This is a genomic window from Pseudomonas sp. McL0111, from assembly GCF_052567255.1.
In genome coordinates this window covers 5,054,800-5,078,960 of the sequence record NZ_CP199585.1, presented here as the reverse complement: position 1 = coordinate 5,078,960, position 24,161 = coordinate 5,054,800, and the positions used below count along the sequence as shown (strand labels likewise).

At 61.9% G+C, this 24,161-nt stretch carries 11 protein-coding genes; 10 read left to right on the top strand and 1 reads right to left on the bottom strand.

The genetic code is table 11. The features are described 5' to 3' along the window. Positions 1 to 108 precede the first annotated feature (108 nt). On the top strand, positions 109 to 468 hold the full coding sequence (locus ACTWLJ_RS22940; RefSeq protein ID WP_401212441.1) for a DUF6124 family protein: 360 nt from the start codon (positions 109 to 111) through the stop codon (positions 466 to 468). A gap of 182 nt (positions 469 to 650) precedes the next feature. On the opposite strand, the gene gspI is transcribed toward ACTWLJ_RS22940, so the two are convergent. Continuing rightward, positions 651 to 1,022: a type II secretion system minor pseudopilin GspI gene (gspI, locus tag ACTWLJ_RS22935; protein ID WP_445178572.1), complete on the bottom strand. Its 372-nt coding sequence runs from the start codon at positions 1,020 to 1,022 to the stop codon at positions 651 to 653. A 146-nt stretch (positions 1,023 to 1,168) separates the two neighbouring features. On the opposite strand from gspI, the gene gspG reads away from it, so the two are divergent. The 9 genes from gspG (at position 1,169) to ACTWLJ_RS22890 (ending at position 24,106) form a co-directional block, all read left to right on the top strand. After that, complete coding sequence (gspG, locus tag ACTWLJ_RS22930) at positions 1,169 to 1,627, top strand: type II secretion system major pseudopilin GspG (protein ID WP_401212435.1); 459 nt, start codon at positions 1,169 to 1,171, stop codon at positions 1,625 to 1,627. A 7-nt stretch (positions 1,628 to 1,634) separates the two neighbouring features. Further along, a complete protein-coding gene (gene gspK, locus ACTWLJ_RS22925; RefSeq protein ID WP_445178571.1) occupies positions 1,635 to 2,600 on the top strand; it encodes a type II secretion system minor pseudopilin GspK in 966 nt (321 codons plus the stop codon). Continuing rightward, entirely contained in the window at positions 2,597 to 3,778 is a 1,182-nt protein-coding gene (gene gspL, locus ACTWLJ_RS22920) for a type II secretion system protein GspL (protein ID WP_445178570.1), read from the top strand. The genes gspK and gspL overlap by 4 nt, the downstream gene beginning before the upstream one ends. Beyond that, a complete protein-coding gene (gspM, locus tag ACTWLJ_RS22915; RefSeq protein ID WP_445178569.1) occupies positions 3,771 to 4,319 on the top strand; it encodes a type II secretion system protein GspM in 549 nt (182 codons plus the stop codon). Before gspL ends, gspM begins: the two co-directional genes overlap by 8 nt. Then, a complete protein-coding gene (gspD, locus tag ACTWLJ_RS22910; RefSeq protein WP_445178568.1) occupies positions 4,316 to 6,682 on the top strand; it encodes a type II secretion system secretin GspD in 2,367 nt (788 codons plus the stop codon). The genes gspM and gspD overlap by 4 nt, the downstream gene beginning before the upstream one ends. A 474-nt stretch (positions 6,683 to 7,156) precedes the next feature. After that, on the top strand, positions 7,157 to 8,563 hold the full coding sequence (gene gspE, locus ACTWLJ_RS22905) for a type II secretion system ATPase GspE (RefSeq protein WP_445178567.1): 1,407 nt from the start codon (positions 7,157 to 7,159) through the stop codon (positions 8,561 to 8,563). After that, positions 8,563 to 9,774 (top strand): type II secretion system inner membrane protein GspF, encoded by a 1,212-nt coding sequence (gene gspF / locus ACTWLJ_RS22900; RefSeq protein ID WP_445178566.1) that lies wholly within the window; start codon positions 8,563 to 8,565, stop codon positions 9,772 to 9,774. The genes gspE and gspF overlap by 1 nt, the downstream gene beginning before the upstream one ends. Before the next feature lie 550 nt (positions 9,775 to 10,324). Further along, positions 10,325 to 11,431 (top strand): substrate-binding domain-containing protein, encoded by a 1,107-nt coding sequence (locus ACTWLJ_RS22895; protein WP_445178565.1) that lies wholly within the window; start codon positions 10,325 to 10,327, stop codon positions 11,429 to 11,431. Positions 11,432 to 11,620: 189 nt separating this feature from the next. Further along, a complete protein-coding gene (locus ACTWLJ_RS22890) occupies positions 11,621 to 24,106 on the top strand; it encodes a filamentous haemagglutinin family protein (RefSeq protein ID WP_445178564.1) in 12,486 nt (4,161 codons plus the stop codon). Positions 24,107 to 24,161 lie beyond the last annotated feature (55 nt).

Genomic DNA, 24,161 nt, shown 5'->3' with positions numbered 1-24,161 from the left:
TCGGGTGTGCCGGAGTCCTTGATGTCCGGTCGGTCAACCCGCGTACAGCTGCCACCCTGTTTGTTTGACCGCGAACGGTGGCGGCTCCAATCATCAAGGAGCTTCACCATGATCAAACCAACACCCAACCCACCCGAAATCGACTCGTTTTCCCCCTACGAATCCATCGATTCCAGAAAACTCCACGATGCCGCCGAGCGCGCGCTCGACCATTACCTCTGTCCGCCCGGTTCCACCCCGCCGCCACGTAAAACCCGCGGGATGTATGCCGTCACCGCAGACACCAAAAACGAAGAACTGCTGGCCGATGCCAGCGAAACACTCGCTTCGGCTAAAACCATCGCTCAGGACGTCGCCAGCCTGTTGCCCCCGGCGCAGCGTCGGGCGTTGTTGGGGATTGCGCAGTTGATCATGCTCGGGGAGCTGGCGGTGAATCGGGCTCTGGATAATTTGCAATTGCCGGGTTGATGGCTGTGACGGGATCACCTGGTGATTGATTGGGTGTCTGTTCTGACGTATTCGCGGGCAAGCCCGCTCCCACAGGGTTTCAGGTTGTTCACAGATATTGTGTAGGGCGCTGAAACTTGTGGGGGGTGGGCTGGCAGTGATCCTGGACGTCAAGGTCAAAAGATCGCAGCCTTCAACAGCTCCTACAGTTGTCGGCTTAGTAGGGTTTCTAGTCTGGCCAGTGGCGGGGCGTCCTGGTTGCGGTCGAATACTTGGATGCCAATCTTGAGCAGTCCACTTGGGCCGTTGGCAATGACTTGCTCGCAGCGCAACAACAACCGCCCCTGATCACACTCCTGCGCTTTCATGCCCATCGGCAATTTCCCTTCCAGCCGCAACTCCGCCATGCGGCTTTGCGCCGCCAACAACGCAATCGAACGGTCCCGCAGCAAGCCGCTGCTCTGCGTCATCAACCCCGACACGCGCACGGCCGCTGACATCGCCACGGCGATGATCGTCAATGCCACCAGCACTTCAATCAGGGTGAATCCAGCTTCACGGGCAGGCGTTCGCATCAGGTTCTCGGGGGGCGGAAAGCCTTTGACGCTAACGCCCGCGCTTGACCGCTTGACGACTGAAACACCCGAGGATTTTCAACATCCCTGACATATCTTCTTGCAACACTGCGCGTCGAATCGGATCAAGCCAAGGGAATGTCTAGATGGATATCGCACCGTGCAAACAGCTCAATCACCCGCCGCGTGTGCCCCGTGGGCAGCAGGGTTTTACCCTGATCGAGATCATGGTGGTGGTGGTGATTCTGGGGATTCTTGCGGCAATGGTGGTGCCGAAAGTGCTCGACCGGCCGGATCAGGCGCGGGCCACGGCGGCCAAGCAGGACATCGGTGGTTTGATGCAGGCCTTGAAGTTGTATCGCCTCGATCACGGCACTTATCCGAGCATGACTCAGGGTTTGAAAGTGCTGGTCGAGCGCCCGGCGGATGCGAAGAACAGCAATTGGCGTTCGTATCTGGAGCGTCTGCCGAACGATCCGTGGGGCCGTCCTTATCAATACCTGAACCCCGGCGCCAACGGCGAAGTGGACATCTTTTCCCTCGGTGCCGACGGTCAGCCTGACGGCGACGGCGTGAATGCCGATATCGGTTCCTGGCAACTGTAAGGCCGCCATGAACAGCCATTCGCCCATGCCGGCGAAACAACAGGGGATGGCGATCATCAGTGCGCTGCTGATTGCTGCGGTGGTGGCGGTGATCGCTGCCGGCATGCTGACTCGCCAGAGCATTTCGACTCGAAGCCTTGAGGCCGAACAGTTGCGGGTGCAGGGCCGCTGGGTGTTGCACGGTGGTCTGGAACTCAGTCGTCAGTTGCTGTGGGACGGGCGTCAGCGTGATCCGTTGACCCGGCTCGATCAGCCTTGGGCGCAGCGCTTGAATGCGCAGGGTTTTGATGGGCGGCTGGAGGATGAGCAGGCCAAGTTCAACCTGCGCAATCTGGTGGCCAACGAGCGTATTGATGAGGCGCAGGTGCAGGCGTTTCGGCGTTTGTGCGAGCTGATCGGGGTCAGCGGCGGGTTGAGTCAGCGCATCAGTCAGCGGGTCATTGCTTCGTATCCGTACCTGTTGAATCCGCAGATCGCGGACAAGTCGTCGCATAAAAACGCATTCGACAGTGGCCGTGCCACCTCGCCAGATGCTGAGCGAAAACCGCAGAAGCCGAGCTTGCCGATGCTGCGCAGCATCGATGATTTGCGCAGTGTCGATGGCGTCAGTGATGCGCTGATCGCGAAAATGGCGCCGTACGTGACGGTGATTCCGGCGACTACCTGGCTCAACGGCAACGCCGCCAGCGCTCCGGTGCTGGCGGCGTATGTGCCGGGCTTGTCGCTGGAGCGCGCCACGGCGCTGATCGCCGAACGCGATGCCGGGCGCTGGTTTATCAATCGTGGCGATTTCGTCAACCGCTTGCGACTGCCGCAACTGGAGATGGCCAGCATCAAGGTTGGCATCACCAGTGACTGGTTTCGCCTGCGTGGCGAGGCTCGGCGCGAGCAGCGGCGGGTCAGTCTTGATGCGTTGTTGCATCGCAGTGAGGATCGGTTGCCGCAGGTGATCTGGTCGCGGGTGGGCGTATGAGCCAGTTGCGCGTGAGTCTGCCGCCGCTGGCGCAATTGAGCCTCGACAGCGAAGTGAGCTGTGCCTGGCTGGATCGTCAGGGGCAGGTCAGCCGTGAGCAGAATCTGACGTTGGTGCAGTTGGGGCAGATGCCGAAGCCGCTAGCGCTGATCTGCTTTTTGCATCCGCTCGACAGTCTGTTGGCGAGCATCGATTTGCCGCCATTGCCGGCGAACAAAATCGCAGCGGCAGTGCAATGCGCGGCGCAGGCGTTGATGCTCGGCGACAGCGCTGACATGCACATCGCTCACAGCCCGCGTGATGAGGCGGGGCGGGTGCAGATTGCCTGGGTGTCCCGCCAGCGCTTGCAGGATCTCGGTCAGTTGTTGCGCCAGAGCGGGCTGACTCTGCGTGGTCTGTACCCGGCGCCGTATAGCCTGCCGGTGCTGCCCGGCACGGTTGCCTGTTTGCACGACGGTCATTTGTTGCTACGCGAAAGTCTGCAAGCGGCGCGGGTGCAGCCGCTGTATGACGACGGCGTGGATGATTGGCAAATGGAGCCCGGGACGGTGCTGCACTGGATCGGCGCTACGCCTCCGCCGGATGCGGAATTGCCGATGAGTACCGAGCAGCGTTGGACCGGTCCGCTGCCGGGTTGGGGTTTGCACGGTGCGGTTCAGCAGCCGGGCAGCGAGCATCGCGGCTGGGGCAGGGCGCTGGGTTGCTGCGTATTGGCGCTGGCGGTGTGGGTGATCGGGTTGAATCTGTACGCCGCCCGCGAAGCGAGTCAGGGCCAGCAACTCAAGGCGCAAATGAATCAGCGCGTAAAACAGGCGTTCCCCGAATTGCCGGTGGTGCTCAATCCTTTGCAACAGGCTCGCCAGCAATTAGCGGCGCGTCAGCAAGGTGCGGCGGATGATCCCGGGCAACGCTTCAATCGCATGGTGTTGCAGGCTGGCAGCGGCATGCCGTTCATGGCCGGCAGCGTGCAACGTCTGGCGTTTGCCGACGGCACGTTGCAGTTGAGTCTGCTGGCCGAGGCTCGACGCGGTAGCAATGACAAGGACAAGGATTGGCAAAGCAGCCTGAGCCAGGCCGGCATCAGTGTCACCGCTGATGACGAAGGCTGGACGTTGCGTCCGGTCGGCGAAGTCAGCGCCAACGAAAGCGAAGACAACAGCGAGGCAGAGGATGAATAAGGCATCGCTGGCGATTTACCGTGCCCGCTGGCAACGCACCAGCGGCCAGTTGCAGGTGCGTTGGCAGGCACTGGCGCTGCGGGAAAAACGCATGGTCGGCGGCATGGCGTTGTTGTTGGGTGGGGTGCTGGTGTGGGTGGCGTTGATCCAGCCACCGCTGAAAAAAATCGCCTTGTGGCAGGTCGAGACGCCGAAGTTGCGGGCTCAGGCCGAAGCCCTCGAAGTGCTGCTGCGCGAGGTCAGCGTGCGCCCGAGTGGCCAAAGTGTTCAGCAGTCGCTTGAGCAAACCTTGCAGGCCAGCGGTCTCGCCGGGCATTACCAGTTACAGGCCGCAGACGCCGGTGCATGGCAGTTGAGTTTCGACGCGGCGCCTGCCGACGCGGTACTCGACTGGCTGCTCAGCAGTCCGGGGCAATTTTCATTGCAAGTGATTGAAGCCCGTTTGCAACGCGTAGACGAGGGCAACACCGATGTCACCGCCGGCACTCTGTCGGGCACCGTTCGCATGGATCAGGCGCTGGGCGCTAAGGAAGCTTCATGAAGGGGTCACGATCCAAACCGGCACGCATGGCACTGCCGATGCTGCTGATGGCGTTGAGCGCGTGCAGCAACAACAGCACACCGCAGAACCAGCCGCCGTTGCTGGTCGACAGCGAACTCGGCCGACCGTTGGCCAACACCCAGCGCAGCGGCGACGCAGTGCTCGACCGCGAGCGGGCGCAGGCCCAGGCGCGACCTGCGCCAAAGCAACTGCACAACATCAGCGAGCGTGGACGCAGCGGCGGCACCGCGCGCGGGACGACGCTGCCGAGCAATCCGCTGGGCGAGCAACCGGTGACGCTGAATTTCGTCGAGGCTGACATTCAAGCGGTGGTGCGCGCGCTGTCGCGGTCCACCGGGCAGCAGTTTCTGGTCGATCCTCGGGTCAAAGGCAACCTGACGCTGGTCTCCGAAGGTCAGGTGCCGGCGCGTCAGGCTTACGACATGTTGTTGGCGGCATTGCGCATGCAGGGTTTCAGCGTGGTTGATGTCGGTGGTGTGGCGCAGGTGGTGCCGGAGGCCGATGCGAAACTGCTCGGCGGGCCGATTTACAGCGCCGACAAACCGGCCGGTAACGGCATGCTCACCCGCACCTTTCGCCTGCAATACGAGAACGCGGTCAACCTGATCCCGGTGCTGCGCCCGATTGTTTCGCCGAACAATCCGATCAACGCCTACCCCGGCAACAACACGATCGTCATCACCGATTACGCGGAAAACCTGACCCGTGTCGCGCAACTGATTCAGGGGATCGACACGCCGAGCGCCATCGATACCGACGTGGTGCCGATCCAGAACGGCATCGCCGCTGACATCGCGCCGATGGTTGCGGAATTGCTTGATGCACCGGGCAATGACCCGACGCAGAAAATCGCGGTGATCGGTGATCCGCGCTCCAACAGCATCATCATCCGTGCCGGCAGCCCCGAACGTACGGAGCTGGCGCGTAATCTGATCTATAAACTCGACAACGCGCAGAGCAATCCGAGCAACTTGCATGTGGTTTATCTGCGCAACGCCCAAGCGGCAAAACTGGCCCAGGCGCTGCGTGGATTGCTGACCGGTGAAAGCGACAGTGGCACCAGCGACAGTGCGCGTTCGGTGCTCAGTGCGATGGGCAGCAGTGGCAACAATGGCGGTTCGAGTAACCAGAGCGGTACGCAAACCAGCGGCAACACATCGACCACTTCGAGCAATGGCAGCACGGGTGGCAGTTACGCGCAGGGCAGCACTGCGACCAGCAGCGCCGGTAGTCAGGCCACTGAGCAGAACGTTGCGTTCAGCGCGGGCGGTGTGACGATTCAGGCCGATGCGACCACCAACACCTTGCTGATTTCCGCACCGGACCCGTTGTATCGCAACCTGCGTGAAGTGATTGATCTGCTTGATCAGCGTCGAGCGCAAGTGGTGATTGAGAGTTTGATCGTCGAAGTCGGCGAGGACGATGCCAGCGAGTTTGGTGTGCAGTGGCAGACCGGCAATCTTGGCGGCAAAGGCGTGATTGGTGGGGCGAATTTGGGTGGTTCGGGGCTTAACCTCAACGGTAAAACCAGCCTCGATGTGCTGCCGCAGGGGTTGAACCTGGGCTACGTCAACGGCACCGTCGATATCCCTGGCATCGGAAAGATTCTCGATCTGAAAGTGCTGGCTCGGGCCTTGAAGAGCAAGGGCGGCACCAACGTGTTGTCGACGCCAAATCTTCTGACCCTTGATAACGAAGCCGCGAGTATTTTTGTCGGCCAGACCATCCCGTTTGTCAGCGGCAGTTACGTCACTGGCGGCGGTGGTACCAGCAACAATCCGTTCCAGACTGTGACCCGTGAAGAGGTGGGCTTGAAGCTCAATGTCCGCCCGCAGATTTCCGAGGGCGGCACGGTCAAGCTCGATATCTATCAGGAAGTCAGCAGCATCGATGAACGCGCATCGAACAGTGCGACGGCTGCGGGTATTGTCACCAACAAACGTGCAATCGACACCAGTATTTTGTTGGACGACGGGCAGATCATGGTGCTCGGTGGATTGCTGCAGGATGGCTACAGCCAGAGCAATGATGCGGTGCCGTGGCTGGGAAGTCTTCCGGGGATCGGCGCATTGTTTCGTAATGAACGCCGGGCGATCACCAAGACCAACCTGATGGTATTCCTGCGCCCCTACATCATTCGCGACAGCGACGCTGGGCGCAGCATCACCCTGAACCGCTACGACTTCATGCGCCGCGCCCAAGGTGGTTTGCAACCGGAGCGCAGCTGGGCGATGCCGGACATGCAGGCACCGCAGTTGCCGAATGCAGCGCAGGGCGTGCCAGCATCAGGGCCGCGAGCAACGATCAAAGCCGTACCGATCCAGCCAGGCTCGCCGCTATGAAATACACCCTTGTGGTCGACAGTTTCCCTGTGGCGAGGGGATTTATCCCCGCTCGGCTGCGCAGCAGTCGTAACCCCAGCGCACGCGGTGTATCAGGAGTATTTGGGTCGCAAATTTTGGGGCTGCTTCGCAACCCAACGGGGATAAATCCCCTCACCACAGGAAATCTCAGTGCCACAGACAGCCTCATTGCCACAGGACATTGCACCCAATCGGCGAGGGCGATTTCATGGACTCTCTAACAAACCGTTTCCCTGTGGCGAGGGGATTTATCCCCGTTCGGCTGCGCAGCAGTCGTAACTCCGGCGCACGCGGTGTATCAGGAATATTCAGGTCGCAGGTTTTGGGGCTGCTTCGCAACCCAACGGGGATAAATCCCCTCGCCACAGGAAATCTCAGTGCCACAAGAGACCTCTGTGCCACAGGTAGCCTCAGGGCCACAGGAAATTGCACTCAATCGGCGAGGGCGATTTCATGAGTTCTTTGCCCTACGCCTGGGCCAAGGCCCAGCGCATTCTGTTGTGCGATGGGGTGCTGACGGTGTGCCCGTCGACGCCGGGCTGGTCGATCAGTGAGGTGCGCCGGCAGTTCGGCGAGGCGCGGCTTTCGCGGGTGCGTGATGATGAACTCGATGGTCTGCTCGCCGCAGCCTATGCCGACACCGGCAGTGCGGCGGCGGTGGTCGGCGCTGCCGAAAACGAGGTCGATCTCGACCGCTTGATGCAGGACATGCCGGAGATCACCGACCTGCTCGACACCCAGGACGGCGCGCCAGTCATCCGTATGATCAACGCCTTGCTGACCCAGGCCGCGCGCGACGAAGCCAGTGATATTCACATCGAGCCGTTCGAAACCCATTCGGTGGTGCGCTACCGGGTCGATGGCACCCTGCGCGACGTGGTTTCGCCACGCAAGGCGTTGCACGGCGCGCTGGTGTCGCGGATCAAGATCATGGCGCAGCTCGATATCGCCGAAAAGCGCCTGCCGCAGGACGGGCGCATTGCGCTGCGGGTTGCCGGGCGGCCGATCGATATTCGCGTCTCGACCGTGCCCACCGGCCACGGCGAGCGTGTGGTCATGCGGTTGCTCGACAAACAGGCCGGGCGCCTGCATCTGGAAACCCTGGGCATGGACGCGCAGGTGCTGGCCAAACTCGATCATCTGATTCGCCAGCCCCACGGCATCGTGCTGGTCACCGGGCCCACCGGCAGCGGCAAAACCACCAGCCTCTACGCGGCGCTGGCGCGACTCGATGCGAGCACCAGCAACATTCTTACCGTGGAAGACCCGGTGGAATATGACCTGCCGGGGATCAGCCAGATTCAGGTCAACGCGAAGATCGACATGACGTTCGCCTTGGCATTGCGAGCGATTCTGCGGCAGGACCCGGACATCATCATGATCGGTGAAATCCGCGATCTGGAAACCGCGCAAATCGCCGTGCAAGCCTCGCTGACCGGTCACCTGGTGCTGGCGACGCTGCACACCAATGACGCGGTGTCGGCGGTCAACCGCTTGATCGACATGGGCGTCGAACCGTTTCTGCTGGCGTCCTCAATGCTCGGTGTTCTCGCGCAACGGCTGGTGCGGCGTCTGTGCAATCAGTGCAAACAGGAAGATCCTGCGACCCCCGGCACCTGGCGCCCGGTCGGCTGCGCAGCCTGCAATCAAACTGGCTACAGCGGGCGGACTGGCATTCATGAGCTGTTCTGCATCGATGACGATATCCGCACTTTGATTCACCAAGGAGCAGGGGAGCAGGCCTTGCGCGCATCGGCGCAGAAGGCCGGGATGTTCAGCCTGCGTGAGGACGGTGAGCGCTGGATTCGCAGCGGTGCCACGTCCCCCGAAGAAATCCTTCGTGTGACACGGGACGCCTGATGAATCGCTATCGTTTTGAAGCCGCCGACGCCACCGGCAAGATCGAATCTGGGCATCTGGAAGCCGACAGCCAGGGCGCCGCGTTTGGCGTGTTGCGCAGTCGCGGGTTGACCGCGTTATCGGTGCAAAAGGAAAGCAATGTCGCCCAACATGGCGGTGGCGGGCTGTTCAGCGCCAGGCTTTCCGACAACGATCTGGCCTGGGCCACACGGCAACTGGCGAGTCTGCTTGGCGCCAGTCTGCCGCTGGAGGCCGCATTAAGTGCCACGGTCGAGCAAGCCGAGAAAAAACACATCGCCCACACCCTCAGCGCGGTACGTGCTGATGTGCGCAGTGGTATGCGCCTGGCAGAATCACTGGCAGCGCGTCCACGGGACTTTCCCGAGATTTACCGGGCGTTGATTGCGGCGGGCGAGGAGTCCGGCGATCTGGCGCAGGTGATGGAGCGTCTGGCGGATTACATCGAAGAGCGCAACAACCTGCGCGGCAAGATCCTCACCGCGTTTATCTATCCGGGCGTGGTCGGGCTGGTGTCGATCGGGATTGTGATTTTCCTGCTCAGTTACGTGGTGCCGCAGGTAGTGAGTGCGTTTTCCCAGGCGCGACAGGATCTGCCGGGGCTGACGCTGGCGATGCTCGCGGCGAGTGATTTCGTAAGGGGTTGGGGCTGGTTGTGTGCGGCGCTCATGGCCGGGGCGTTCTGGAGTTGGCGCCTGTATTTGCGTAATCCGGCGGCGCGTTTGAGTTGGCATCATCGGGTGTTGAAGTTGCCCTTGATCGGGCGGTTCGTGCTGGGGCTGAACACTGCGCGATTTGCTTCGACGCTGGCGATTCTTGGCGGCGCTGGTGTGCCGTTATTGCTCGCGCTGGAGGCGGCGCGGCAGACCTTGTCCAACGACCGTCTGAGCCTGAGCGTCAACGATGCCACGGCCAAGGTGCGTGAGGGCGTTAACCTGGCGGCGGCGTTACGGGTCGAGAACGTGTTTCCGCCGGTGTTGATTCATTTGATCGCCAGCGGTGAGAAAACCGGTGCGTTACCGCCGATGCTGGAGCGTGCGGCGCAGACCTTGTCGCGGGATATCGAGCGGCGGGCGATGGGCATGACCGCGTTGCTGGAGCCGTTGATGATTGTGGTGATGGGCGCAGTGGTGTTGGTGATTGTGATGGCGGTGTTGCTGCCGATCATCGAGATCAACCAGTTGGTGCAATAGCCGGGATTGATGTTGTCTGCCAGGGCCTCTTCGCGGGCAAGCCCGCTCCCACAGGTTTCTGTGTTGTGAAGGTGACTGCATTGACAACATCGGTCCCTGTGAGAACCAGCTCCCACAGGGGCCAGTGTTGTTAATGCAATCTGAGTCACAACACAAATAACTGTGGGAGCGGGCTTGCCCGCGAAGAGGCCGGTCAGGGCAATAAATAATTCAGGCATTTTTCAAAAACTCCAGCATCACCCGACCCTCGTTTCCCCCATCCTCGGGTTCTCTTTTCTGTCATCTGCAACGGCCCTTCAACGGCTGTAGCCAATCCTCCGAAAAAGCACCGCCCAGCGCCCACGCAAACCGCCAAAAGCACCCGAGAAAATCCCAAGAAAATCAGCCTTCAGCTCCCGAGGTTTTTTCCTTTATCTGTCACCGGAACCTGCGAATTTCTCAGTGCGACTTAACCACGGCCAACGCTAGCGAGAGCCCGGTGAGTCTTCCCAGTGTCATGCAAGTCATCCGAAAACCTGTGTTCACACCCTAGTTGAAAAGGAGATTCTTCATGTTCAAGCGCACTCTGATCGCCGCCTCACTGACCGTCGCCGCTCTGGCTTCCGCCCAGGCCATGGCCGCCAACGTTACCGGTGGTGGCGCGACTCTGCCTGCCGCTCTGTACAAAGGTTCTGCCAACAGCATCCTGCCAGCCAACTTCAGCTACCTGGGCACCGGTAGCGGCACTGGCAAATCGGCTTTCCTGACCAACAACTCGGCGCTGTTCAACACCACCGGCAGCGTCCACTTCGCCGGTAGCGACTCGATCCTCAGCGCCAGCGAGTTGAGCACTTACACCACCAACTTCGGCACTGCATACGGCCCGCTGATCCAGTTGCCATCGGTAGCCACTTCGGTAGCCATCCCTTACAAGAAGACTGGCCAGACCACGCTGAACCTGACCAGCGCGCAACTGTGTGATGTGTTCTCGGGCACTGTCACCAAGTGGGGCACTCTGCTGGGCACTTCTGACAACACCGATATCCGTGTTGTTTATCGCAACGTTTCCAGCGGCACCACCGAGATCCTCAGCCGTCACCTGGCTTCGATCTGCCCAACCAAGTTCACCACCAACTCGACATTCACCAGCGCTCGCCTGCCAGCCGGTTCCGCGCTGCCATCGAACTGGGTCGGTGTTGCCGATACTGCCAACGTAGCGCCGACGGTGAACCTGGTTGACGGTTCGATCGGTTATGTCGGTCCGGACGGCGTGAACGCTTCGAGCAACGCTTTGGTTTCCCGGGTCAACGGCATTCAGCCAACCCAGGCCAACGTGACTGCCGCACTGTCGACCGCCACCTTGCCAGCCAACCCGGCCAAGCCTGAGCAGTGGGTTCCGGTGGTTGCCAACCCGGCAAGCGGCTACCCGATCTCCGCCTATACCAACTTCATCTTCGGCCAGTGCTACGCAGATGCGAGCGTTGCCGCTGATGTCAAAGCGTTCCTGACCACTCACTACAGCGTGCCAGGCAATGCTGCAGCGACCCTTGCTCACGGCTTCAGCAACGTTCCGACCAACTGGAAAAACGCTGTGACTGCCAACTTCGTCACCAACACCACTGGCAACAAACTGGACATCAACAACGCCAGCGTGTGCAACGCCATCGGTCGTCCATAAGCCTATCGATTCACTCGGCAACAGCGATGGCAGCCCCTTTTGGGGCTGCCATTTTTTTTGCGTTGGCGCGCCGTTACTCCGCAAACATGAAGTTTGTGTGACATCCGTTCGGTCGCGGCTCTCGCCAACCGCCTATGACGTAACAGCAGATTGTTGCCGACCTGCGGCTATCAAAAGGATCTCGTAGTGATGCTCGCTCGCCCATCCCGTCGTCGTACCCACGTCCAGTCCTTCAAGCGTGATGCCGTTGATCCGGCATTGTGGCTGCTCAAGCCGCTGGCCCAGGCGGTGGCGTTGTGTCTGGTGGCGGGCAGTGCCCATGCGCAAACCGCGTTCAGCTCCGGCTGGTTCGCCGCCAAGGGCGCCGCGCAGCAAACCGCCGCGTCACGTCCGGGCGCTGGCGGCTTGCCGGGCATGACGCCGCCGTTGGCCCAGCAGCAAAAAGCCAATCAGCAACTGCAACGCTCGATCCAGACACTGAACAACACCGTGGCCGCAATTGCCGCACAGCAAGCGGCTCAGGCTGCCGGACGTACGGCGGCGTTGGGCACGGTGCAGTTTGTGCCGGACGGCCTCGGTGAGGGCGGGTTGAAGGTCGATAACAGCCTCACGCAGGGTTGGCAGAACGCGAAAGGGCCGCAGCAGACGCAGGCCGATGGCAAGACCACGGTGAAGATCGAACAGACCGCCGACAAGGCGATTCTCAACTGGGAAACCTTCAACGTCGGCCGCAACACCAGCGTCGAATTCGCCCAGCAGTCGAACTGGGCGGTGCTCAACCGAGTCAATGATCCGAGCGCTCGGGCCAGTCAGATTCAGGGCCAGATCAAGGGTGACGGCACGGTGATGCTGATCAACCGCAACGGCATCGTGTTCAGCGGCACCAGCCAGGTCAACGTGCGCAACCTGGTGGCGGCTGCGGCCAACATCACCGATATCCAGTTCCGCGACCGTGGCTTGTACTTCGACAGCACGGGCAGTCAGCCAACCTTCACCGATGCTGCCGGCAAGGTGCTGGTGGAGCGCGGCGCGTCGATTACAACCCACAAACCGGCGACCTCCACCGATGCCGGCGGCTATGCCTTGCTGCTCGGCAACGAGGTGCAGAACGACGGCAGCATCAGCACCGCCAAGGGCCAGACCGTGCTCGGCGCCGGCGAGCGGTTTTACATTCGCAAAGGCTCAGGCACCGAAGGCAACGGCTTCTCCACGACGTTCGGCAACGAAGTGATTCCCGGCTTCAAGGCTGATGGCAGCACCGGCAAAGTCAGCAACAGCGGTTTGATTCAAGCCGCGACCGGCGACATCACCCTGACCGGGCACGACGTGCAGCAAAACGGCGTACTGCTGACCAGCACTTCGGTGGCCACACGCGGCACCATTCACTTGCTCAATCCGGCCAGCGACAGCCGTGGCAGCGTCACCCTCGGTGAGGGCAGTGCCACGGCGATCATGCTCGACAGCAGCGATCTGACCGCGCTCGACAGCCAGCACCAGGCGGCATTGGCCAGCGTCAACGCCAACAACCGCGTGCGTGGCGACCAGTCGCGCATCGAGATTCAAAGCGGTGGCAGCGTCGAGTTCCAGAATGGTTCGATCACCCTGGCCACGGGCGGCCAGGTCGCCGTGGCGGCGGGGCGCCGGAGTCTGGTGCGTGACGGCGCGATGATCGATGTGTCCGGTGCCATCGGCGTCAAAGTCGCGATGGAATCCAACAACATCAAGATCAACGTGCAGGGCAACGAGCAGCGCGATGCGTCGGTCAACCGCGAGAAAGGCGCACTCAACAGCAATGACGTGTGGGTCGACGTGCGCGAGTTGGTCTATGTGCCGGCCGGCACCAATGGCTATGCCACGGATCGTTGGTACACCGCTGGCGGTTTGCTTGAAGTCGGCGGTTATCTCGGCACTCAAGGCCATAGCGTCGGCGAGTGGATGGCCCAGGGCGGTTCGGTGAATTTTGCCGGCAACGATCTGGTGACCGAGAAAGGCTCGCTGATCAATCTGTCCGGCGGCACCCTGGATGTGCAGAGCGGCGAGATTCGCCAGAGCTGGCTGCGCGGCGCCGATGGTCGACTCTATGAAGTCTCGAAAGCACCGGGCGACATCCTCTACAGCGGTTTGTACAAAGGTTATGAAGACAGCAGCAAACGCTGGGGCCAGACCAATTATTACTACAGCCCGCTGATTGCTCCGACCAAACGTAGCGAGTCGGGTTACACCGTGGGCCGCGATGCCGGGCAACTGGTGATAGCCACCCGCAACGCGGTGCTCGATGGGCAGATGCTTGGCGAGGTCTATCGGGGCGAGCGCCAGACCCAGACCCCACGTGCGACGCTCGATGGTTATGAGCAGAGCCAGACCGCAGCGGCGCGCCGTGCGCAACTGATCGTTGGCAGTTATGACCCTGCGTATGTCGCCTCGGCCGGCGGCTTGCTGTACAGCCTCAATCCGTTGTTCGATCAGGTGCAGATTGGCGGTTTACGACCGGTCGCTGCCGATGATCTGGATTTGACTACGGCGGTGTCCGAAGCGCGTCAGGGCAAGCTGTTCCTCGACGCCGATCAACTCAATGGATTCCAGCTCGGCGCGGTGAAGGTATCGGCAAAAGAGCGGATTGAAGTCAACGACAGGCTCGCAGTGGATGCCGGTGGCGACATCACGCTTTACGCGCCGGATGTGCAGGTCAATGCCGATCTGAGCGCCCGCAGCGGCAGTCTGCGGCTGGGCAACGTGCTCAATCAGCTGCTGACAAACTCGCGCACTGACACGCTGCTGGCTGCAAAAACCGGCAAGCCGACGCAAGTTACGGTGGGTGAGGGTGTGCAACTCGACACCCGTGGTGTGTGGAGCAATCTGGGCACCAACCCGCAAGATGGCGCAAGCCTGGCTTATCTGAACGGTGGCCTGATCTCGATCCGCAGCAGTGGCGACATCGACGTCAGCGCCGGTAGCCTGCTGGATGTTTCTTCTGGTGGTGCGCTACTGGCGAACGGCAAAACCCGGGGCGGCAAGGGCGGCGATCTCACGCTGGAATCCAACGCCAATACGGCGGCGGGTGCCACACATCTGACCCTCGACGGCGAGGTGCGCGGTTATGGCGTGAGCGGCGGCGGAGCCCTGAAGATTCAGGCCAACAAAGTGTTGATCGGCGAATCCGATAAAGCACCCGCCGAGCAAACCTTGCAGTTGGCTTCCAGCCTGTTCGACAACGGTTTCTCGGCGTATAGCGTGATCGGCCTGAAGGGTCTGGACGTGGCCGACGGCAGCGTTCTCGATGTGACGATGCCGGTTTATCGCTTCGCTGAATCGGCGACAACTCAGGTCAGCGGCAGCGATCCGTGCACCGCGCTGGAACTGTGGACGCCAGCGCTGTATCAGGAAGATCCGCTCAAGGGCCAATTGACTCAGCGCGGCGGCGCCAGCCTGTTGCTGCAGGCCGGCGCGAGCAGGATTGATCTGATCGATCCTGCCAACAGCACGCTGACCATCGGCCAACAGACGCGGATCAGTGTCGATCCGGGGCAGCGCATCGATCTGCGTGGTGGCGGACAAATCACCGTTGACGGTCAACTGAATGCCTGGGGCGGCACCATTGATATCCGCCAGCAACAGTTCGCTTCGATCGACCCGGCGACGTTCGCGCAAAACTTCGATCCGCAGGCCCATGACCGCTCGATCTGGATCGGCGAGCATGCCGTACTCGATGTCGCCGGACGTGCGGCAACTGCCACGGATGCCTTGGGCCGTACCTACGGCAAGGTCGACAAGGGCGGCAGCATCATCATCGGTGGCGAAATCAATTCGAAGCAGGCCACCGCGACCGCTGCCGATGCCTACGTCATCATCCGCGAAGGTGCGCGACTGGAGGCCAGTGGCGCTCAAGCCGTGCTGGATATCGCCGGACAAGGTTCGACCCGGGTCGCCAGCGATGGCGGGCGGATCAGTTTGAGTTCCTACAACGGCCTGTTCATCGACGGCCAGTTGCAGGCGGCTGCCGGGGGCGTCGGCGCGGCGGGTGGTCAGCTGGACATCGCACTGGAAACCCCGCTGTACCGTTTGAACAATGCTGAGAACGACGTGCGCCTGCCTCGGGAAATGATCATTGGCCAGTCAGCGGAGCAAGCGCTGTTGCCGGCCGATCTGCAACCGGGCGAGTCGGCGACGGACCTGCAATATGGTCGTGCGCGCTTGAGCGCCGAGCGTTTGATGTCTGGCGGTTTCGACAATCTCGGCCTGCTCAGCAACGGTCTGCTGTCGTTTGACGGCGATGTCGATCTGCACATGAACCAGAGCCTCAATCTGTATGCCGGCGCGTTGTCGCTGGCCGAGCGTTCGAAAGATAACGCGCAGATCAATCTGACCGCGCCTTACATCCGTCTTTCCGGCGTGGGCAATTATTTCAGCATTCCGGGTTCCCTGCGCCCACGGATCATCAACAGTCCGACCACGCATTTGTCCGCCGCGCAGTTCAATGCGAGCGCCGATTTGCTGGACGTGGTCAACAGTCTGTCGTTCGGCGCGCAGGGCACGATCCAGCAGCTCAACGCAGCGGCCGCCGACATCAGTCGTCGCGGTTTTGATCGGGTGTCGCTCGACAGCAGAGGTGATTTGCGCTTTCTCGCACCGACCGACAATCAGGTGAAGTCGCAGTTGTGGACGGCGGGCGACCTGAACCTCACGGCGGCGCAGATTTATCCGGCCAGCGATACCGCTGCCGAAGTGCGCGTCGGTTATCAGGGCGGCACCGATGACCCGGTGCGCACGCTGCGCGTCGGTCAGCATGGTCCGGCTCCGGCGGCGCTGCCCTATTCGGTGTTCGGCAGTCTGTCGCTGATCGCCGGGAAAATCGAACAGGGCGGGGTGATTCGGGCGCCGCTCGGCGCCATCAGTCTGGGCGATGAAATCTTCACCAAGACCCGCGAGCTGAACCTGTTGCCCGGCAGCGTTACCTCGGTCAGCGGCGCGGGACTGGTCATGCCGTATGGCGGCACCACTGACGGTATCGACTATCGCTACGACGGTAAGTCAGTGGTGTTGCAAGGGATCGCTGGCGGTCCTGCAGGCGTCACGCTCAAATCGCAATACGTCGACGTGCAGAACGGCGCAGTGATCGATTTGTCTGGCGGCGGCGACTTGCGCGGCGCCGGTTTTGTGTCCGGGCGCGGTGGGTCTACGGACGCCCGATTCAATCCGCTGGTGCGCAATGCCAACGACGGCACCTTCAGCTTGCCGGGGCTGAGCAGCAACCCGGTGTATGCCATCGTTCCCGGCAACCAAAGCACTTATGCGCCGATGCTTGGCGAGGCTGGCGCGGTTGATCCGCGTATCGGCCAACAGATCACCATCGGTGCCGGTGTTCCGGGCCTGGCGCCAGGCACTTACACCTTGTTGCCATCGACCTTCGCCTTGCTGCCCGGCGCGTTCCGGGTCGAGGTCAATCGCCAGACGCCGCAGAGCCTGACGAGCACCGCGCTGCAAATGCGCAATGGTTCGTGGAGCAGCGCCGGGCAGATGTCGATTGCCAATACTGGCCTGCGCGACAGTGTCGCCAGTCAGATTGTCGTGACATCAGCCGACGTCTTGCGCCGCTATTCGCAGTACAACGAAACCAGTTTCACCCAGTTCATCAACAGCGATGCAGCCCGACGCGGAGTGCCGAGAGCACTGGCGCCGATGGATGGGAAAACCCTGAACCTGGAACTGTTGCAGGGCGGCGAACGTGTCGCCGTCGACTTCAATGGTCAGGTGTTGTTCCAGCCTGCAACGGGTGGCAGAAAAGGTGGGGCGGTGGTGCGTGGCGGGGCTTCGGAGTTCGAAATCCTCGGCGCCGGGCAGCAGCGGACAGCGGACTTCACCGGTGTTTCGTTGTATGCCGATACGCTGAACAGCCTGAATGCCGGCCGTTTGACCTTGGGTGCGCAACCGACGGTGGACTATCGCTCGGCCGGCAACATCATCTCGTTTCTCGGTGCGACCAATTCCATCACTTTGCGTGAAGGCGCGGTGCTGTCGGCGCCGGAAGTGCTCTTGCGTACCAACAACAAGGACGGCGGGATCACCGTTGAAGCCGGCGCCGGGATCAACACCCTCGGCCGGGGCGATGTGCCTTACGATTCCTCGACGGGTTATATCTATCAGACCGGCGCTGCCAGTCTGTTGCTGGCGTCGAACGGCTGGACCAGCGTTCTCGCTCCAGAGATCAGCAGCAGTTTTGCCGCTGGCAGTATCAATATTGGCGGCTGCCTGACTCAGGTTTGCAAAGAGCCGACGGTGCTGTACTCGGCGGGCAGCATCACCGCGGCCACCGACAAGCAGTTCGAACTCGGAGAAGCGGTGCGCTTCGGTACGCGTCATCTGACCCTGGCGGTTGGCGCCGTGAACTCCGGCAGCAGCGATGCATTGGCGGCAGCGGGTGATCGCGTTCCGGCGGGCCTGACTCTGAGCCAGAACGTGCTCGACCGTCTGCTGCAGGGCGACACGCAATATGGTGCCCCGGCGCTGGAAACCCTGAGCCTGACGGCCCGCGATTCATTCAACTTTTTCGGCAACGTGACCCTCGATACCCTGGACCGGCAAACCGGCCAAAACAAACTGCAGAGTCTGGTGCTGACCACTCCGGCGATTTACGGACAGGGTTTAGCCGACGACGTCGCGACCATCCGCACGGCCAATCTGATCTGGAACGGCGCACCGCAGAAACCGGGCGCAGTCGTCAGCGATGGCGCCGGTACCGGACAGGGCACGCTGGACATTCAGGCGCAGCGCATCGAATTCGGTTATGGCCCGAACCCGCAGGCGAGCGGTCTGGATCAGAATGATCGGCTGGCGCTGGGCTTTGCCAACGTCAACCTGACGGCCAGCGAACGCATCACCGCCAACCATAAAGGCAGTCTCGCGGTGTACCAGGAGCAGGGCGTCTATGACCCGGTCAAGGGTTACGCCTACAGCGGCGGCAATCTCAATTTGCGCACGCCTTTGCTCAGTGGTGAAGCAGCCTCGGTCAATACGCTCAAGGCCGGCAATAATCTGACCCTGTCGGGTGCTGGCGCGGTGGCGGTGGCCGATGCGCTGGGCGCGCAACTGACGCTCGACGCCCGCAGTGTGGTGCTCGACAGCCGTATTGCGCTGGCCAGCGGCAAGTTGCTGGTCAAGTCCGAGGGCGATCTGACCCTTGGCAGTCAGGCGCAACTGGATCTCGCCGGGCGCACGTTGCCGTTCAACGACGTGAAAAAGTACAGCTGGGGCGGCGATGTTTCGCTGTACAGCAACAACGGCAATATTCGTCAGGCGGCAGGTTCGCGCATCGACCTGTCGGCGCAGAATAATCAGGCCGGCAATCTCAGTGCCGTGGCGCTGGCCGAAGGTGCCGGGGTGGTTGATCTGCAAGGCGAGATTATTGGCGCCAGCAGCGGCTACTACGATGCCGGCGGTACGCTGGTGCCGTACAAGGCCGGCGGCGTAGACATTCGTGCACAGCAATTGGGCGGTGAGTTGAACGGGCAGTTTGCCGCGCTCAATCAGCGCTTGAATGCCGGTCAGGTGTTCGGCAGCCGCAGCTTCCAGCTCAAGCAGGGTGATCTGCTGATCGGCGACGGACTCAAGGCCGGCGAAGTCAATGTCTCGGTCGACAACGGCAGCCTGACCGTGACCGGTCTGATCGATGCCAGTGGCGAGCGGGTCGGCAACATTCGTCTGTCTGCGAAAAACGGCCTGACCCTCGCCGGCAACTCACTGCTCGATGCCCATGGCCGCGTGTTGCGGGTCGACAGTTACGGCAAGATCATCGACGCGCCGAACCGCGCCATGGTCGAACTCAATTCCGGTGAAGGCCTGCTGACGCTGGCCTCCGGGGCACGGATCGACCTGCGCCACGGCACCGATGCCGCCATCGGCAAATTGCCGGGGCAGAACGACGGGGTACAACGCGGCACGCTGGAACTGAATGCGCCGCGCCTCGGGGCAAACGACATCGCCATCGATGCCAGCGGCGTGCTGAGCATTCAAGGGGCGCGTTCAATCGGCCTGAATGGCATGCGGCGCTATACCGATGCCCGCGACGGTGTCGATCCAGCGGCCAGCGGTCGGCCGTATCAGGTGATCGATCAGGCGATGTTCGAGCGTATCAGCGGCGACAGCGAGACCTTCATCAATGCGGCGCTGGGTAACGCTGACCTGCTGCAACGCAAACTCGCCGGTCTGAATAATTCGACCTACGCCGATGCGTTCCATCTGCGCCCAGGGGTTGAGATCGCCAGCAAAACCGCCGATGGCGACTTGTTGGTGGAGGGTGATATCGATCTGTCGCGTTACCGTTATGCCAGCCTCAATCCACACACGCAAAAGACCTCGGTGTATGGCTCGGGCGAGGCTGGCAGTCTGGTCATTCGTGCTGGCGGCAACCTCGATATTTACGGCAGCATCAACGACGGTTTTGCCCCGCCAGCGGAAACTGTCGACGACGCCGGCTGGAAACTGCTGCCGGGGGTTCAGCCATTTGGCGGCGATCTGACTGTGCCCGGCGCCGGTGTCAGCCTTGCCGAAGGCACACAATTCCCGGTCGGCACCACGCTCAATTACGACTTGCCGATCCAGGCTTCCACGCTGGCTGGCGGTACCTTGTTGCCAAGCGAAGGCGTTTTGGCCAGCGACTACACGTTCAATGCGGGAACCGTGTTGTCGGGCGCGGTACATGATGCTTCGGGCAATCTGTTGTATGCCGCCGGCACCTTGCTCAAGGACAACCTGATCGTGCCCGCCGGCAGCCGACTGGGCGCTGGCACCCGTTTGAACAGTGCTGCGGCCATGCAAGCGATGCTCTGGCCCAAAGGCGTGCCGTTGCCGGGCTCGATCGGTGCTGACAACGTCACCGAGGGCGTGAAGTTGAGCGGCGTGCTGGCGTTGTTGCGCGGCTCGTTGATCCCGTCGATGACCAACGTGGTGTTGGCCGATGGCAGCGCATTCATCGAGCTGCGCGGCTATTCCAGTACCACGCAACAGGGCAGTAACTGGGCGGTGGCGAGCATGTTGCCGTCGGGCAGTGCGTCGTGGTCGATGCGCGCAGTGGCCGGGGCCGATCTGGACGCCGCCGACAATCGTGCAGTCAAACCGTTGACCACCGAGGGCAATCTGCGTCTGGCCGATACCCATTACGGTTTGACCGTGACCGAGAAAAAACTCGAGACCACCTGGGCGGAAAACCCGTGGGGCTATACACCGGGCGACGTGGTCAGCGACGACGATCTGTACATGTGCGATATCGCGCCCGGGGTTTGTCTGATGCCGGCCCAATTCTTGTGGGCGGTCGACAACCAGGCCGGCATGCCGCCGGGAACGCCGGTCAGCGCCGACGACAACTGGTGGTGTGATGCCGACCCGGCGTCCTGCACGCCGAACAAGGGTGGTATCAGCGTTTCGCCACACTCGCAGATGTTCAGCGTATTGCGCACCGGTACCGGTGACCTGGATCTGATCGCGGCCGGTGATCTGAGCATGGATTCACCGTTCGGCGTGTACACCGCAGGTACCCAGTCCCGCGATGTCGATCCGCGCTACAACCAGCCTCGCGGACGTTTGTCGGATGACGGTTCGGTGCTCGGCAGCAAAGGTGCCGACTATGAAAAATGGGTCAATGGCGGTAGCGAAAGCCTGTATCAAGCCTGGTATCCAGAGCTTGGCGGCAACCTGACCATCAATGCCGGTGGGTCAGTGTCCGGGGATGTCGTGGGACGGCGGGGCGTCAATTCACAGGCCGACCTTCGCGAACAGGTTGCCAGTGTTTCGGTGGGCAACTGGCTCTGGCGTCAGGGCTCCGGCAACAGCGATGTGCCGACCGCCTGGTGGATCAACTTCGGTAGCTACGCGACTCAACCGTTGGCCGATCAAAGTACCGATACCGGACCGTATCTGGTGGGCTTCACCGGGTTCGGCGCCCTCGGCGGTGGCAACGTCAGCCTGCGTGCCGGTGGCGATGCCGGCATGCTCAAAGCGCTTGGCGACACACAGCTCAATCCTCGCAGCCAGGGCTTGATCGTGGCAGTCGGCAGCACGGGTCGGGTTGGCAATGACGGCAGTCTGCAACTGACCGGCGGTGGCGACATGGACATTCGCATCGGCGGTACGCTCAACCCGTCACTGCAAGCGCGGGCCGGGCAGAGTGGCAGCGCCAATCCGCGTCACGACTTGCAAGGCGCATTGATCAACCTGCGCGGTGCGGCGCAACTCACGGGCGGCGCCCTGGGTGGAATCAATCTGCAATACGGCGCCGCGTCGGTGTTTCAGGACCCTCGCGAAACCCGTGCGCTGGATGCCTTCACCTCAACCCTCGGCAGTGCGTCCGGCGGTCTGGTGTTGATTCCCGGCGACTCGGGCATGCGCCTGAACACTCGCGGCGATCTGGTATTGGGTGGCGCAACGGACCCGGGCCGCGTGCGGTTGCAAAACTCCACGCCGTTCATTGACCAGCAGGGCGTCGAACACGCGGGCGGCGGACTGGCCGGATTCTCGTTGTGGACCGAACACACGGCCATCGATCTGTTCTCGGCGGGGGGCAACCTGACGCCGGGCACCCAACTGGCCGAAGTCAACGAACAGGGGCCGGTCGCCAACCGCAATACCTCACCTTCCGACGGACGTTTTGTCTATCCGTCCATCCTGCGTGCGGTCGCCGGTCAGGGCTCGATCTATGCCGGCCCTTCGGCAGCGTACAGTCAGGGCAGTGGTGTCACCCCGGCGACCAGCTACTCGCTGTTGCTGGCGCCTTCGAATGCCGGACAACTCGAGTTGCTGGCCGGCGATTCGATCTACGCTGGCGGCTACGCGATCAATCAGTCGGGTGCCAGCCTGTCGGCCATTGCCACACCGTTTGCGCCGGCGTTCAGCGGTTACGCACAGTTTGGCTCCAGCCAGCCGGTCATGAGCAATTACAACGTCGATGGCGTGGCGCCGAATCTGAATGTCAGTTACCCGTTGTTCGCGTTTGGTGCCGACAGTTATTCGGCATCCACCGGTGCCCGGGTGCCGGCGCGGTTTTATGCACTGACGGGTGATCTGGTGGGAGTTCGCAGCGGGGAAACCTTGCACTTCAATACCTCGTTGCGCACCTGGTATGAAGGCGCGGCGCCGGTGTGGATGCTGGCCGGGCGCGATATCGTCGCTTCCGGCACCAACCTGGGTCAGCCGACGGCGGCACCGACGCAAATGGGCTGGAACAACGAAGCCATCACCTCTTCTGGCAACCTGTTCATCCATAACGATCCTCGCGATGTGTCGCGGGTTTCGGCGGGACGCGACATCCTCTACAGCAGCTTCGACATCGCCGGCCCCGGTCTGCTGGACATCAATGCCGGGCGCAACATCCTGATGGAAGATCGCTCCAGTATCACCAGCCTCGGGCCGATAGTGGCGGGGGACAACCGGCCCGGCGCCAGCGTGGTGTTGCAGGCGGGTGTGGGGGCGCAAGGTCCGGATTATTTGCGATTCGTCGCGCGTTATCTGAATCCGCAGAACCTTGCCAATCCGGATCTGGCGCTCAGTGGCCAACCGGGCAAAGTCGCCAAAACCTACCTGGATGAACTGCAGAGCTGGCTGACCTTGGGCTACGGCTTCAGCGGCGATGCCGAGCAGGCGCAAGCATTTTTTGCCGCGCTGCCAAACGTCGAGCAAGCGGTATTTGCCCGTCAGGTGTATTTCGCCGAACTGCGTGCCGGTGGTCTGGAGTACAACGATGTCGACGGCCCACGCAAGGGCAGTTATCTGCGGGGTCGCAACGCCATTTCATCTTTGTTTCCGACGACCGATGTCGCCGGTAATCAGCTGCGGTATGACGGCGATATCACCCTTTACGGCGGCGCCGGGGTCAAGACCCTGTTCGGCGGCGACATCCAGATGCTCACGCCGGGCGGTGGTCAGGTGTTCGGTATCGAAGGCGCAGCGCCACCGTCCACGGCGGGGATCATCACCCAGGGCTCGGGCAACATTCAGCTGTATTCGCAGGGCAGCATCCTGCTCGGCCAGAGCCGGATCATGACCACGTTCGGCGGCTCGATTCTCGGCTGGTCAGCCGAGGGCGATATCAACGCCGGTCGTGGCTCGAAAACCACCGTGGTCTACACCCCGCCGAAACGCGTGTACGACAAGTGGGGCAACGTGACGTTGTCGCCATCGGTGCCAAGCACGGGTGCCGGTATCGCCACACTCAACCCGATTGCCGAAGTCGCGCCGGGCGACATCGACCTGATCGCGCCGCTCGGCACCATCGATGCGGGCGAGGCGGGGATTCGTGTCTCGGGTAACGTCAACATCGCTGCACTGACGGTGGTCAACGCCGCCAACATCTCGGTGCAAGGCAAGGCGAGCGGGGTGCCGGTGGTGTCGGCGGTGAATACCGGTGCAATCACCTCGGCCAGTTCGGCAGCCTCTTCGGCCACGCAAGCGGCGGAAGATGTGGCGCGTCAGCAGCAAGCCGCATCGCGACAGAATCAGGCGTCGGTGTTCACCGTGCAGGTGTTGAGTTTTGGCAGTGAACAACTGGCGCCGTCGCGCGATGGCGCCAGCCGCGCACCGGCCCCAGGCTACAACCCGAACAGCCCGGTGCAGGTGTTGGGCGCCGGGGCGCTGGATGAACAGGCGAAGCAGCAGTTGACCGAGGAGGAACGTGGGCAACTGACGCTGTAAAAGACTCTCGTGTAGTACGTTTGGGCGGCCTTATGGTCGCCCTTTTTTTGGCTGG

What these genes read in the sequence shown, in the direction of transcription:
- ACTWLJ_RS22940 (WP_401212441.1), top strand. Translation starts at nt 109, where the DNA reads ATGATCAAACCAACACCCAACCCACCCGAAATCGACTCGTTTTCCCCC.
- gspI (WP_445178572.1), bottom strand. Translation starts at nt 1,022, where the DNA reads ATGCGAACGCCTGCCCGTGAAGCTGGATTCACCCTGATTGAAGTGCTG.
- gspG (WP_401212435.1), top strand. Translation starts at nt 1,169, where the DNA reads ATGGATATCGCACCGTGCAAACAGCTCAATCACCCGCCGCGTGTGCCC.
- gspK (WP_445178571.1), top strand. Translation starts at nt 1,635, where the DNA reads ATGAACAGCCATTCGCCCATGCCGGCGAAACAACAGGGGATGGCGATC.
- gspL (WP_445178570.1), top strand. Translation starts at nt 2,597, where the DNA reads ATGAGCCAGTTGCGCGTGAGTCTGCCGCCGCTGGCGCAATTGAGCCTC.
- gspM (WP_445178569.1), top strand. Translation starts at nt 3,771, where the DNA reads ATGAATAAGGCATCGCTGGCGATTTACCGTGCCCGCTGGCAACGCACC.
- gspD (WP_445178568.1), top strand. Translation starts at nt 4,316, where the DNA reads ATGAAGGGGTCACGATCCAAACCGGCACGCATGGCACTGCCGATGCTG.
- gspE (WP_445178567.1), top strand. Translation starts at nt 7,157, where the DNA reads ATGAGTTCTTTGCCCTACGCCTGGGCCAAGGCCCAGCGCATTCTGTTG.
- gspF (WP_445178566.1), top strand. Translation starts at nt 8,563, where the DNA reads ATGAATCGCTATCGTTTTGAAGCCGCCGACGCCACCGGCAAGATCGAA.
- ACTWLJ_RS22895 (WP_445178565.1), top strand. Translation starts at nt 10,325, where the DNA reads ATGTTCAAGCGCACTCTGATCGCCGCCTCACTGACCGTCGCCGCTCTG.
- ACTWLJ_RS22890 (WP_445178564.1), top strand. Translation starts at nt 11,621, where the DNA reads ATGCTCGCTCGCCCATCCCGTCGTCGTACCCACGTCCAGTCCTTCAAG.